13 protein-coding genes are annotated in these 13,601 nt (G+C 63.3%); 3 read left to right on the top strand and 10 right to left on the bottom strand.

The annotated features are described in order from the left end of the window. Nucleotides 1-80 precede the first annotated feature (80 nt). A complete protein-coding gene (locus FM101_RS07750; RefSeq protein ID WP_086997872.1) occupies nt 81-899 on the top strand; it encodes an HAD family hydrolase in 819 nt (272 codons plus the stop codon). A 125-nt stretch (nt 900-1,024) separates the two neighbouring features. Here the strand turns inward: FM101_RS07750 and FM101_RS07745 are convergent, their stop codons facing one another. The 6 genes from FM101_RS07745 to FM101_RS07720 all read right to left on the bottom strand — a co-directional run bounded on the left by FM101_RS07745 (nt 1,025) and on the right by FM101_RS07720 (nt 5,617). Continuing rightward, the gene (locus FM101_RS07745; protein WP_003792170.1) at nt 1,025-1,123 is read right to left on the bottom strand and encodes a 30S ribosomal protein bS22; all 99 of its coding nucleotides are present in this window, start codon (nt 1,121-1,123) and stop codon (nt 1,025-1,027) included. Nucleotides 1,124-1,250: 127 nt separating this feature from the next. Further along, nucleotides 1,251-1,463: a helix-turn-helix domain-containing protein gene (locus FM101_RS07740; RefSeq protein ID WP_086997870.1), complete on the bottom strand. Its 213-nt coding sequence runs from the start codon at nt 1,461-1,463 to the stop codon at nt 1,251-1,253. Between the two features lie 202 nt (nt 1,464-1,665). Beyond that, entirely contained in the window at nt 1,666-2,217 is a 552-nt protein-coding gene (locus FM101_RS07735; protein WP_086997867.1) for a flavin reductase family protein, read from the bottom strand. An 84-nt stretch (nt 2,218-2,301) separates the two neighbouring features. After that, a complete protein-coding gene (gene gdhA / locus FM101_RS07730) occupies nt 2,302-3,642 on the bottom strand; it encodes an NADP-specific glutamate dehydrogenase (protein WP_086997864.1) in 1,341 nt (446 codons plus the stop codon). 166 nt (nt 3,643-3,808) lie between these two features. After that, nucleotides 3,809-4,420 carry an ArsR/SmtB family transcription factor gene (locus FM101_RS07725; protein ID WP_086997861.1) on the bottom strand — a complete coding sequence of 204 codons (612 nt, stop codon included), beginning with the start codon at nt 4,418-4,420 and terminating at the stop codon, nt 3,809-3,811. 51 nt (nt 4,421-4,471) lie between these two features. After that, entirely contained in the window at nt 4,472-5,617 is a 1,146-nt protein-coding gene (locus tag FM101_RS07720) for an acetoin utilization protein AcuC (protein WP_086997857.1), read from the bottom strand. Nucleotides 5,618-5,819: 202 nt separating this feature from the next. Between FM101_RS07720 and FM101_RS07715 the strand changes: the two genes are divergently transcribed. Both FM101_RS07715 and FM101_RS07710 read left to right on the top strand, forming a co-directional pair. Further along, on the top strand, nt 5,820-7,238 hold the full coding sequence (locus tag FM101_RS07715; protein ID WP_086998034.1) for a TrkH family potassium uptake protein: 1,419 nt from the start codon (nt 5,820-5,822) through the stop codon (nt 7,236-7,238). A gap of 25 nt (nt 7,239-7,263) precedes the next feature. Continuing rightward, nucleotides 7,264-7,902: a potassium channel family protein gene (locus FM101_RS07710; RefSeq protein ID WP_086998031.1), complete on the top strand. Its 639-nt coding sequence runs from the start codon at nt 7,264-7,266 to the stop codon at nt 7,900-7,902. 10 nt (nt 7,903-7,912) lie between these two features. Here FM101_RS07710 and proC read toward each other — a convergent pair whose 3' ends face one another. The 4 genes from proC to topA all read right to left on the bottom strand — a co-directional run bounded on the left by proC (nt 7,913) and on the right by topA (nt 13,473). Continuing rightward, entirely contained in the window at nt 7,913-8,782 is an 870-nt protein-coding gene (proC, locus tag FM101_RS07705; RefSeq protein WP_086997854.1) for a pyrroline-5-carboxylate reductase, read from the bottom strand. 70 nt (nt 8,783-8,852) lie between these two features. Continuing rightward, nucleotides 8,853-9,680 carry a sugar phosphate isomerase/epimerase family protein gene (locus FM101_RS07700; RefSeq protein ID WP_086997852.1) on the bottom strand — a complete coding sequence of 276 codons (828 nt, stop codon included), beginning with the start codon at nt 9,678-9,680 and terminating at the stop codon, nt 8,853-8,855. A gap of 17 nt (nt 9,681-9,697) precedes the next feature. Next, nucleotides 9,698-10,717 (bottom strand): exopolyphosphatase, encoded by a 1,020-nt coding sequence (locus tag FM101_RS07695; RefSeq protein ID WP_086997849.1) that lies wholly within the window; start codon nt 10,715-10,717, stop codon nt 9,698-9,700. A 17-nt stretch (nt 10,718-10,734) separates the two neighbouring features. Then, a complete protein-coding gene (gene topA, locus FM101_RS07690) occupies nt 10,735-13,473 on the bottom strand; it encodes a type I DNA topoisomerase (protein ID WP_086997846.1) in 2,739 nt (912 codons plus the stop codon). Between the last annotated feature and the right edge of the window lie 128 nt (nt 13,474-13,601).

Here is a 13,601-nt window from a genome sequence, read left to right as displayed (position 1 = left end):
ACCGCTGTGCAGCAGAAACGAGCCGTCCCATGACGCGCACCACAGCTCGTGTGCTCGGCGTCGGTGGATAGACTGTCCAGATGCCAGAGCAGCCCCGCGCCGCCCACGTATCCGCAGACCCACCCATTCGTGGGCATGCTGCCGCCTTCTTCGATGTCGACAACACCATGATGCGCGGGGCCAGCCTGTTTGCCGTGGCCCGCAAAATGTACAGTCGCGGGGCGTTCAGTCTGCGCCATGCCCTGTGGATGGGCGTGCAGCAGGTCAGTTTCATCCTGCGCGGCGAGGACCTGGCACAAGTCCATCGGATCAGGGACCAGGCGCTGGCCCTGGCCGCAGGCATCTTGGTCGACGACATGAGCGCCCTCGGCGACGAGATCTACGACGAATTCATTGCGAGCCGGATCTGGCCCGGGACCCGGGCGCTGGCGCAGGCGCATCTCGATGGGGGCCGCCCTGTGTGGCTGGTGACGGCCACACCCGTGGAAGTGGCCGAGGTGATCGCTGGCAAGCTGGGCCTCTCCGGGGCCCTGGGCACCGTGGTGGACCAGCACGAGGGGGTCTACACGGGCCGACTGGTCGGCGAGATCCTGCACGGACCGGCCAAGGCCACCGCCGTCACCGAGCTGGCCGCACGCGAAGATCTAGACCTGTCGGAGAGTTGGGCCTATAGCGACTCCTATAACGACGTGCCGCTGCTCACCGTCGTCGGGCATCCGGTGGCGATCAACCCCGACGTACGGCTGCGCCGACACGCCCTGGCCCACAACTGGCCCGTCTACGACTTCCGACGGGGTCGACGTGCGGCAACCATCGGCATCCGGGCCGCAACCCTGTCGGGAGCCGCCTACGGCCTCTGGCGCGGCCTGCAAATGATGCGGCGTCACTTCCGCCCCTAACGCACGCTGAACGGGCGGCAGGCAACGTTTCCGCGCCGATCTCCTGATATAACGACGGCGGGGCCCCACCCGAAGGTGGGGCCCCGCCGTCATGCGCCCAGAGCGGGATCATGTCCCGCCGGGTGCTACTTCTTATTGCGGCGCTGGTGGCGCGTCTTGCGAAGCAGCTTACGATGCTTCTTCTTGGCCATCCGCTTGCGGCGCTTCTTGATAACTGAGCCCATTTGGTTCCTCACAGACTAATGTTTGATTACTGCTGACGGCCACGCGGGGAGCAGGCAGCAACCGTCGCGGACGTTAAATGTTCCCTACTAGTTTACCTTGCCCATGGAGGCCATGCGGACCACGCCCTCAGGCGGTCTCCGACGCCCCATCCACACGCGCGGTTTTCAGGTATTCCTCAACGGCGGTCTCCGGAACGCGGTACGAGCGACCGAAGCGGACTGCCGGAAGGTCTCCTGCGTGCACGAGGCGATACACAGTCATTTTCGACACACGCATCATCTCGGCGACTTCCGCCACCGTCATGAAGCGCGCGTTCGAAAAGTTCTTAGCGTCGGCCATCGGCAATTTCTCCTGAATCGGATGATAAGGAACACCCCAGCGAGGCAACGCGCAGAAAAACCGCACGCAGTACCATCTAGCAGACCACACTAGTGGCTGGTGGTGTGATTGTGAAACCCGTCGCACGAACTCCGGTCATCCCGTGTTCATCTGGGCCAAGCGCCGAACCTTGGAATACTGGGCCACGACGGCGTCCTGCCGGTCATCGCCTCAAATGCCGGTATTCACGGGAAAAGTGGATCAGTGGGTCGTTCCCACCGGCCGAATCCTCGGTGGTGCCCATGGCCACGACCTCACCGACGACCACCAGATGTGTTGCCACTTCGTGCACTGCCGTCGTTCTCAGATCGAACCAGGAAATCGCACCGTCGATCACTGCGGCCCCGCTCACCGGCGCCCGCCGGAAGGGGACTTGGCTCAACAGGCCATGGACGGGGTTGGCGGGGCTGGCCAACCAGTTGGCGATCCCCTGGTGCTCCCCGTGCAACAGCGACAGGGTCCACCCCTCGGATTCGGAGACTGCTTCACCTATGCGACCGTCCCCGTAGAGGCTGACCAGCATCGTCGGCGGATCGTAGGACACGTCCAAAAACCCGGTGACCGTCGCGGCGATGTCTCGGCTATATCTGCGTGTGGCCACCACCGCGGCCCCCGAGGCAATGTCCCCGGCGAGCAGACGATACGTGTCGATATCATCTTGCTTCGGCGCGTCCGGGTCGATGCGGTGGGCGGTGAGTGCTTCGGTGTTCTCCATACCCCCATGTAAACACCCCTGACACGACGATGTCCCGGACGCCGTGGCGTGCGGGACATCGACCGAGGGTTTCGGGTGTTGGACCTAGATGACGCCCAGGGCCAGCATGGCATCGGCGACCTTGGTGAAGCCGGCGATATTGGCGCCGGCGACGTAGTTGCCGGGTTTTCCGTAGCGGTCCGCAGTCGTGGCACACGTGGAGTGGATGCCAATCATGATTTCCTCGAGACGGCGTTCGGTGTGACCGAAGCTCCACGAATCACGGCTGGCGTTCTGCTGCATCTCCAGCGCGGAGGTTGCCACACCACCGGCGTTGGCTGCCTTGCCCGGCCCGAAGAGGACCCCTGCCTCCTGGAAGATGGCGGTGGCATCGGCGGTGCAGGGCATGTTCGCCCCTTCGGCGACCGCGACGATGCCCGCTTCGACCAGACGTTTGGCGTCCTTGGCTTCGAGTTCGTTCTGCGTGGCGCTGGGCAGGGCCACCGTGGCGTCCACATCCCAGACACAGCCGTTCTCGACATATTTCGCCTTGCCACCGCGCCGTTCGGCATATTCGCTGATCCGACCGCGTTCGACTTCCTTGATCTGGCGCAGCAGGGCCACGTCGATGCCGGCTTCGTCGACGATGTATCCGCCGGAGTCGGAGGCCGCGACGGCCGTCGCCCCGAGGGACTGTGCCTTGTCGATGGCGTTGATGGCCACGTTGCCCGACCCGGAGACGACCACGCGCTGGCCGTCGAAGGTGGCCCCTCGGGTCTTGAGCATCTCCTGGGCGAACAGGACGGCGCCATATCCGGTAGCCTCCGGACGCAGCAGCGAGCCTCCCCAGCCCATGCCCTTTCCGGTGAGCACGGCCGATTCGTAGCGGTTGGTGATCCGCTTGTACTGGCCGAAGAGGAAGCCGATTTCACGGCCTCCCACACCGATATCGCCGGCGGGAACGTCGGTGTATTCGCCGATGTGGCGGTACAGCTCGGTCATGAAGGACTGGCAGAAGCGCATGACCTCGCCTTCGGACCGGCCGCGCGGGTCGAAGTCCGAACCGCCCTTGCCGCCGCCGATGGGCATTCCGGTCAGGGCGTTCTTGAAGACCTGTTCGAAGCCCAAGAACTTTACGGTGCCCAGGTAGACCGAGGGGTGGAAGCGCAGGCCGCCCTTATACGGGCCGAGCGCCGAGTTGAATTCAACCCGGAAGCCGCGGTTGATCTGCACCTTGCCCTCGTCATCGGTCCACGGGACACGGAAGATGATCTGGCGCTCGGGCTCGCACATGCGCTGCAGAATGGCCGCGTCGGCGTATTCGGGGTGCTTGCCGATCACTGTGTTGAGGCTTTCGAAGACCTCGGTCACGGCCTGGTGGAATTCGGATTCACCCTGATTGCGGTGGAAAACGTCTTCGCGGATATCGAGCAGATGCTGATCCAAGCGGTACTCCTTAGAACTTACGGGGTGGGCGCGACGGCACCCATAGGGGGGGGTGATGAGCGTCGGCGCTCCGAGAAGAACAATGGCACGTCCGGGGCCATCAGACCCAACCGATCGTAAAATATCCGAGAACCAGTCGTAACGTAGACCAGCCCGATGGCCGCCTCTAGCGGCGCCGGCCGAACTTCGGTTTCTGTAGCCTTTCGAGAAGGTCCTGGGCCCGACCGGTGACCTGTTCAACTGTACGCCCCACGGTCCGCCCCAACTGTTGTGGAGTGTTCCCGGAGCCCGGGTTTGCGGGGTTTTCCTGCTCAAGAGCCAACGCCTCCTGGGCGGAACGCTCCTCCAGTTCTCGTTGCTGGGCGGAACGATACGAAGCCGCCGTCTCCAAAGCTCGGACCGTCGCTTCCTCCCCCGCATTGTCGTCGACAGTTGCCGTATCGAGGTCGTTGCCGAATGACCCGTCTTTCTTGTATTCTGCGCGCGTAATCGCGGTCACGGCCATTTCGGCACCAGCGTGGCCAGGAAATGCAGCCAACCAGCTGGCGGCCCGGTGCAGGGCCCCTGGTTCGACAGAATAGATTCGACGCTGCCCATCGGCACGCATGCGCAGCACACCGACTTCACGTAAAACCTTCAGATGTTTGGATACCGTCGGCTGGGACACCTCAAGGAGCTGGACGAGGTCTCCCACGGAGTTCTCCTCTTCACGCAGGGCCTCGAGGATCCTGCGCCGGGTCGGATCTGCCAGGACGGAAAAGACGTCGTCGAAGGTCATTCCATCACCTTATCCGCAGATGTTCGTCCGGGCATCCCGGCCCCTGAACGCTCAGTCGAACCACGGGTCGAGCCCAAAGACGGGAAAGACCTCTTTGCGGGTGGCCATGATGGTCCGGTCAATGAAATCAGCCGGGTCGTAGCCCACTTCCCAGGAGCGCCACCAGAGGTCGACGCCATCGTTCATCAGCGCGGGACCGGCGGCACCGTACTTTTCTTTCACATAGGCCAACCAGCTGCCCGGCACCTCGGTACGCAACGGCACCGGCTGGCCTCCAGCGATCGCCACCAGATGGCTCCACGCCCGGGGAACGACCTGGATGAGGTTATATCCCCCACCGCCGGTGGCGATCCACCGTCCGCCACAGTGGCGTTCGGCCAGGTCGGAAATATCCAGGGCATTTTGTCGTTGACCGTCGACGCTCAAACGGAGATTGCTCAAATCGTCCTCGCGATGACCGTCACAGCCGTGTTGACTGACGATCACCTCGGGTTCGAAGGCGGCCACCAGTTGCGGTACCACCGCGTGGAAGGCTCGCAACCAGCCAGCATCGGTGGTCCCTGCCGGCAGTGCCACGTTCACCGCACTGCCGATGGCTTCGGTGCCACCTGTCTCATTGGCGAAGCCCGTCCCGGGGAACAGTGACATCCCCGATTCGTGCAAGGAAATGGTCAGGACCCGGGGGTCATCCCAGAAGATCGATTGGGTTCCATCGCCGTGGTGGGCATCTACGTCGATATAGACGACCCGCTGCGTACCACCGTCGAGAAGCCGCTGGATGGCCAACGCGGCGTCGTTGTAGATGCAGAATCCGCTGGCTTTGCCACGGGAAGCATGGTGCATGCCGCCGGCAAAGTTGACCACATGCAGGGCACGTTCGGCCAGCACTGCCTCGGCCGCCTGGAGCGAACCTCCAGCCAGGCGGGCACTGGCCTCATGGATATCGGCGAAAGCCGGGGTGTCCTCCGTGCCCAGCCCGCGTTCCTCGTTGACTTCATCAGGATGCTCGCCGGCGTATTGGACCGCTGAGATGTATTCCCGTTCGTGTACAAGCGCCAGCTCGTCGATGGTGGCAACCTCGGGGGCCAATAGTGAGATGTTCTTCCGCTCCAGGATGCCCAGACCCTCGATCATGCGCATGGTCAGATCCAGACGCGAGGGATGCATCGGATGACTGTCACTGAAACGGTAGGACATCAAGTCCTCGCTCCAGAGGATCTCCGTCGGCGGTGAAGGCGGTGTCGTCAAGCTCACGGGGTCAGGCTACGCGATATCGCCCTCCGACGGGTGAATGTCATCGCCGCGGCGGTTGCCCGCCGCCTAGCCGGTGGGAGGTGCTTTACTGTGGACAGTGCCGGGAAACGCCCGGATCCACCGTTTCCCGGAGCAGCCCGCGACCATGTCCGCCATACCACCAGCCACCCCGCTCAGTTGGGGGAACGCCGTGCCGCGTTTCCTCCACGGGGTACGCGACTTCGTCGACACTGTCGCGGCCACCTCGCCGGCACGGTTGGCAATCGGTGTATTCCTTCTGGTCATCGCCCTGTTCACGACACTGCTTTCGTTGCCGGTGGCCTCCTCTAGCGGGGAATTCACTCCCCTCCACGATGCCCTCTTCACGGCCACTTCAGCTGTCTGCGTGACCGGCCTGACGGTGGTGTCCACGGCGGCACACTGGTCGTTCTTTGGCCAAGTAGTCATCATCGTCGGCATCTTCATAGGTGGTCTGGGCATCCTGACGCTGGCCTCGTTACTCTCCTTGGCGGTGAGCAAACGGCTGGGCGTGCGCGGCAAGCTCCGCGCCCAGGAAGCGATGAACATCCAAAATGTTGGGCGCCTCGGAGAGGTCGGCACTTTGTTGCGGGTCGTCATCACGACGTCGGTGACCATCGAAGCCCTGCTGGCGCTGGCCCTCGCCCCACGGTTCTTGGTGTTGGGCGAGTCCATCGGCCAGGCCATCTGGCATGGGATCTTCTACGCAATCTCGGCTTTCAACAGTGCTGGTTTCACCCCGCATTCCGATGGTTTGGTCCCCTACGAAACCGATTTGTGGGTTCTGGTCCCCATCACGGTCGGGGCCATCATCGGTTCTCTGGGGTTCCCGGCCCTCATGGTGCTGATCGTCTTCCGCGGTAAATTCCGCAAATGGAACCTCCACACCAAACTGACCGTCGTGGTCTCGGGCATCCTGCTGCTGGTGGGCAGCCTCAGCTGGGGCCTCATGGAGTGGAACAACCCGCAGACGATCGGCGGGATGAGCCTGTCAGATAAGCTCATCCACTCCTTCTTCGCTTCGGCGATGACCCGTTCAACTGGTTTTTCCCTGGTCGACCAGAACCAGCTCGAATCCTCCACGATGCTGCTCACCGATGCCCTGATGTTCGCCGGCGGCGGTTCCGCCTCCACCGCGGGTGGCATCAAGGTCACGACGATCGCCGTGATGTTTTTGGCCATAGTGGCCGAAGCGCGGGGCGATAAAGACATCAAGGCCTTCGGCCGGCGCATCCCCGAAAGCACCATGCGCGTGGCGATCTCCGTCGCCGTTCTCGGCGCCACACTGGTCAGCGTGGGGACCGGCCTGATCCTATCCATCAGCGACGAACCGTTGGACCGGGTCCTTTTCGATTCGATTTCCGCGTTCGGCACGGTGGGGCTGAGCACGAATCTGGCTGCCGAACTCCCACCCGAGGGTAAATATGTTCTCTCCGCCCTCATGTTTGCCGGACGCGTGGGCACCATTACACTGGCGACGGCACTGAGCCTGCGCCAACGCAACCAGTTGTACCACTATCCGGAAGAGAGGCCGATCATTGGCTGATAACTCGTCGAACCACAATGCGCCGGTGCTGGTCATCGGTCTGGGCCGCTTCGGTGCGGCGGTGGCCAATCAGCTCGTGCGCCAGGGCCGGGAAGTTCTGGCCATCGAACGGAACCAGGATCTGGTGCAGAAGTGGGCCGGTACGCTCACCCATGTGGTGGAGGCCGATGCGACCAACGTCGATGCCTTGCGTCAGCTCGGAGCCCAGGACTTCAGTTCGGCGGTGGTCGGCGTGGGCACCTCGATTGAGTCCTCGGTGCTGATCACCGTGAACCTGGTCGATCTCGGGGTCGAGCACCTCTGGGTGAAGGCGATTACTCCTTCACACGGCAAGATCCTCTCGCGGATCGGTGCCAACCACGTAGTTTACCCGGAAGCTGATGCCGGAGTGCGCGCAGCCCACTTGGTGGGTGGGCGCATGTTGGACTTTATCGAGTTCGACGATGGGTTCGCGATCGTCAAAATGTACCCACCGAAGGAAACTCAGGGCTTCACCCTGGGCGAATCACAAGTCAGGTCCAAATACGGAGTGACCATCGTCGGCGTGAAGTCTCCCGGAGAGGACTTCACCTATGCCCAGCCCGATACCAAGGTCACCCGGCGGGACATCCTCATCGTTTCCGGACACGTGGACCTGCTCGAACGATTCGCTTCCCGCCCTTAGGCCGGGGGATCTAGCCGGCCAGCTCGCGAGTGATCTGCGCCGCCCGCTCGGAAGCTGCCTTAACGCCTGAACCGATTCCTGCACGCACCCCCGCCGCGTCGAAGCCCTCCAAAGCGGCCTGGGTGGTGCCCCCGGGGCTGGTGACTGCGGTGCGCAGCGCGGAGGGGTCGGCATGCGGTTCGTCGAGCATGACCCCGGCACCGGCAACTGTCGCCCGCGCCAGATCGCGAGCCAACCCGGTCTCTAGGCCCAGTTCTTCACCCGCAGCGGCCATCGCCTCGGCGAGGTAGAAGGCGTAGGCGGGACCGGAGCCACTCACCGCCGAAACGGCATCGATCTGGTCTTCCGAGACCACGCGCACCATTCCGGATCCGGAGAGCAACGCGGAGACCGCTTCAAGGTCGGCCTCGCTCGTGGAAGAACCTCCCGCGAGAGCCACGACGCCCTTGCCAACGGTCAGGGGGGTGTTTGGCATGGCGCGGACGACCGACTGCCCCTCTGGCAGCGACGCTTCGATCATGGCGATGGTCACCGCGGCGGCCACACTGACGACGACGGCCCGCTCGGGAAGGGCCGGGGCGATATCGCGGCAGGCATCTTGGATACCGACAGGTTTGACGCCCACGAAGACAATGTCGGCCGCTGCCACCGCTTGCCGGTTGGCTTTCTCATCCTCGGAAGTGGCCAGGGTGGCAACCCCGGTGTCGGTCGCTAGGAGCTCCGCTTTTTCGCTGCCACGCACCGTGGCCGTGATGGACTGGGGGTCGAACCCTCCGGCGAGGATCCCACGGAGAATCGCCCCGTTCATGTTGCCGGTGCCGATGAAGGCCAGGCGCTGTCCAGTCGACGGGGTGTCAGGGGTTTCATTCGAAGTTGCCATGGAATCATTCTTCCATGGTGTGTGCACCGGCCGTGTCGCCGCCCCTCACGTGGCGGGCCCGGGGGGCCTCTCAGGACCGCAGCGTGGAGGAATCCGTGGAGGTATCGGCTGGGGCAGGTTCGAGGTGTTCTCGGGCGAAGCGGAGGGTCTCTGCCAGCCATTCCTCGCGTCCGCCGGCTCCCTTGGCCTTGCGGGTCGACACCTCCACGACGACATGGCCGTCCCATCCGCTGTCCCGGAGGTACCGCATCGACTCGACAACCGGCTGGGTGCCCCGTCCGGGGACCAAGTGCTCGTCCTTGCCGTTATCAACCCCATCGCAGAGGTGGACGTGGCTGAGGCGGCTGCCGAGGGACTGAATGGATTGCAGCGAGTCCACGTTCGCGATGGCGGCATGGGAGAAATCCCAGGTGACGTACTCGTAGGGTTGCGGAACGGGGTTCCAGTGCGGCAAGTACATCTTGGCCTCACGGCCGCGGGCCCGCCATGGATACATGTTCTCCACGGCAATACGCACACCGTAATCGTCCATGATCTTCTTGACGCCGTCGGCGAATCCGGTCGCATACCCGCCTTGCCAGCGGAATGGGGGGTGGACGACCACGACATCACTGCCGACGTCACGGGCCATGGCTGCGGACATCTCGATCTTTGACCAGGCATCTCCCCAGACCTGCTGGGTCAGCAGCAGGGTCGGGGCGTGGATCGCCAAGATCGGCTGATCGTAGCGGGAACTGAGTTCGTTCAGCTTGCGGGGGTCCTGCGACAGGTGGTTGCCAGTAACCAGCACCTCGACGCCGTCGTAGCCCAGGTCGTGCGACATGGCGAAGGCATCGTGAACGTTCAGCGGGAACACCGATGCACTGGACAACCCCACCTGAATCGGATCCTTCGACATTGCCTGGCTCCCTCTTTTCAATCGACCGCGCCCACGGTGGGCACCCTCGGCAGCTGGCCGAGTTCGACGTGGCCAACTCCCACGCTACTCCCCAGAGGTAAAGGTCCGTCAAAGATCAGGTGGTCGAAGCGTCGAAGGATCAACCCTTCACGCAGCGCCCACGGGCAGATGCGCAAGGATTTCACGCCGAGGGTGTTCATGGCCACGGAGGCCACGATGGCTCCGGCGAGCATCTGTGGTGCGCGTACTTCGGAGACCCCTGGTAGCTCGGTGCGTTCCAGGGTCGTCATGGCTTCGAGCCGGCGGGTCCAGAGTTTGAGGTCTTCGAGCCGCAAGACCCGTTTGACATGAATTCCCTCGGCGCTGGGCGCGGCCCCGGTGATCCGGGCCAAGGATCTGAAGGTCTTGGACGTACCGGTGACCAGGGTCGGTTTGGGATGTTGGGCGATCCGGGCCAGTGGTTCGGCCAACGTGTCCTTGACGTAGGCACGTAGCGCTTTCACATCGGAGGTGCGGGGCGGATCCCCGGGGAGCCAATCGCGGGTCAGTCGGCCGGCGCCGAGGGGCACCGAAAGGGCCAGCTCAGGGAATTCGTCGGTCCCGTAGGCCATTTCAAATGATCCGCCGCCGATGTCGAGGTCCAGGATGCGTTCCGAACTCCAGCCGAACCAGCGACGGACCGCATGGTAGGTCATCCCCGATTCCTGTTCGCCGGAGAGCTCAGCCAACTGGATCCCGGTTTCCTGCATGACTCGTTCGAGGACGGCCGGACCGTTGCTGGCGCTGCGAATCGCCGAGGTGCAAAACGCGAGCAGATCCTCAGCACGGTGACGGGTGGCGAACAGCGAGGCTTCATGAACAAAATCAAGCAGCTCGCGCTGGCCGTCCTCGGTAATCGCACCGTCCTCGTCGAGGTAAGCCACCAAGGACAGCGGTCGCTTATGCGAGGCGAAGGCAGTGGGCCGTGCACCCGGATAAGCATCGATCAACAGCAGGTGAACCGTGTTCGAACCAATATCAAGGACGCCCAGTCGCATCGCTGCCTCCGCCTGCGCTACTTCTTCTTCTTGGCTGCCGGGCGCTTGGCCGGGGCCTTGCTGCCGCGCTTGACCGGCCCCTTGGCGCGCTTCTCGGCCAATAGCTCCACTGCCTGCTCACGAGTCAGGTCCTCGACTGCGGTCCCCCGCGGAACCGTGATGTTGGTGGCCCCATCGGTGATGTAGGCACCGAAGCGGCCTTCCTTGACGATGATCGGCTTCTCCGAGACCGGGTCGTCGCCGAACTCGGCCAACGGCGGAGTTGCTGCGCGGCCACCGCGTTGTTTGGGCTGGGAGTAGATCTCCAGCGCCTGTTCCAGCGTGATGGTGAAGATCTCCTCCTCGGTGCCGATGGACCGCGAATCGGAGCCCTTCTTCAAATATGGGCCGAAGCGGCCGTTCTGCACGGTGATCTCCACGCCTTCGGCGTCGGTACCGAGCACACGAGGCAGCGAGAGTAGCTTCAGCGCATCATCGAGGGTGATGGTTTCCAAGGACATGGACTTGAACAGCGAACCGGTGCGCGGCTTGATCTTCGCCGGCTTCTTCGGGGGTTTGGGTTTGCCGTTCTTGTAGTATTCCACCGGCCGGGCGGCCAGTTCCTCCTCGGTCGGTTCAACGATCACCTCGGACACGAAGGGACCGTATCGTCCGTCTTTGGCCACGATCTCGCGTCCGGTCGACGGATCGGTGCCCAGGACGCGTTCGGAGGGGCCGGCGTTGTCCATCAGGTCGATGGCCTTTTCGGCGGTGAGTTCATCGGGTGCCAGGTCCTCGGGCACGTTCGCTCGTTCGGGATCGGTGCCCTCCGGGGAGCCTGCGGGCGCCGGACGTTCCAAGTATGGGCCGTATTTGCCCACCCGCAACACGATGCCCGGTGCGATGTCGATCGAGTTGATGGCGCGGGCGTCGATATCACCGAGATTCTCGACGATTCCCTGCAAACCCTTTTCCTCGCCGTCGCCGAAATAGAAGTCTTTCAGCCAGGCAGAGCGGGCCAGATGACCTGCGGCGATCTCATCGAGATCATCTTCCAAACGGGCAGTGAACCCGTAGTCGACGTACTGGGCGAAGTGTTCCTCGAGCAGGCGGATCACCGAGAACGCGATCCAGCTCGGCACCAGGGCGCCACCGCGCTTGGTGACGTACCCACGATCCATGATGGTCGAAATCGTGGGGGCGAACGTCGAGGGCCGACCGATCTCTCGTTCTTCGAGTTCGGCGATAATCGAGGCCTCGGTGTAACGCGGCGGTGGGGAGGTTTCGTGGCCCGAAGCCGTGACGTCTGTGCCCACGAGGGCGTCGCCTTGGGTCAGCTGTGGCAGACGGCGCTCGGCGTCCTTTTCTGCTTCTTCGGCCGCTGAGACGTCCTTGCCCTCTTCATAAGCGGCCATGAAACCGCGGAAGGTGATGACCGTACCGGAGGCTGAGAATTCGGCGCGCCGGCCGTCGGTGGATTCACCGGCGAGTCGGACCGAAGCGGTCGAGCCCTTGGCATCAGCCATCTGTGAAGCAACGGTGCGCTTCCAGATCAGTTCGTAGAGGCGGAACTCATCGGCCCCGAGCTGAGATTTCACATCGCGAGGACGGCGGAAGGCGTCGCCAGAAGGCCGGATGGCCTCGTGGGCCTCCTGGGCGCTATCGGATTTGGCCTTGTACATGCGTGGCTTGGACGGTACCGATTCCTGCCCATACAGTTCGGCGGCCTGTTTCCGGGCGGCCGAGACTGCCTCGTTGGAGAGGAACACCGAGTCGGTACGCATATAGGTGATGTAACCGTTTTCGTACAGACGCTGGGCGACCTGCATCGTCGACTTCGATGACCACCGTAATTTGCGTGAAGCTTCCTGCTGCAGGGTCGAGGTGGTGAAAGGTGCTGCGGGACGGCGCGTATACGGCTTGGTGTCGACATTGGTGACAGCGAAGTCGCTATCCTGCAGGCCAGCGGCCAGCGAGGTAGCGGCTGCTTCGTCCAGGTGGACGACTGCGGTGCCGGATTTGGGGGTCTTCAGTGCGCCCCGGTCATCGAAGTCACGGCCAGCGGCCACACGGCCACCGTCCACGGCAACGAGCTTGGCGCGGAATGACTCCCCGGCGGTGGTGGCGAATTCGCCGGCCAGATCCCAGTAGAAGGCCGAGCGGAAAGCCATCCGTTCGCGTTCACGTTCAACGACCAGGCGGGTGGCCACGGACTGCACGCGACCTGCCGAGAGCCCCCGGGCGACCTTGCGCCACAAAACGGGCGAAATCTCGTATCCGTAGAGCCGATCCAGAACACGACGGGTTTCCTGCGCATCGACCAGATCGGTATCGAGCTCACGGATGTTCTCCATGGCCCGGGCGATGCCTTCCTGGGTAATTTCCGTGAAGGCCAGACGATAGACCGGAACCTTGGGCTTGAGGACCTGCAGGAGGTGCCACGCGATGGCTTCGCCTTCGCGGTCCGCATCGGTAGCCAGATAGAGTTCGTCGGCATCCTTGAGCTCGGCTTTGAGCTCCGAAACCTTCTTCTTCTTGTCCGGATAGACCACGTAATAGGGCTCGAAGTCATTTTCCAGGTCGACGGCGAACTTGCCGACCGGGGACTTCTTCAGTTCCGCCGGCAGCTCCGAGGGCTGCGGAAGGTCCCGGATATGACCGACCGAGGCATCGACGATGAAGCCGTCGCCCAGGTACTTGGCGATCGACTTACTCTTGGCCGGTGACTCGACGATCACGAGTTTCTTGCCGGTTTTTTCCTTGGCCTTGGGGGGCACAACACTCCTATTTGCAGCTGATGGCACGCCGTTGGGGGCGCACCTGCTCATTCTGCACTAGGTTAGCCGCTTCCGGCACACCAACTGCAAGCCAACACCCCCGGTTGTGGTCAACGCCGCGTTGGCCG

This window comes from Arthrobacter rhombi (assembly GCF_900163545.1).
In the GTDB taxonomy this organism is placed as follows: domain Bacteria; phylum Actinomycetota; class Actinomycetes; order Actinomycetales; family Micrococcaceae; genus Arthrobacter_H; species Arthrobacter_H rhombi_A.
The sequence above is the reverse complement of the archived record's forward strand: the minus strand, read 5'-3'. Positions and strand labels throughout refer to the sequence as shown.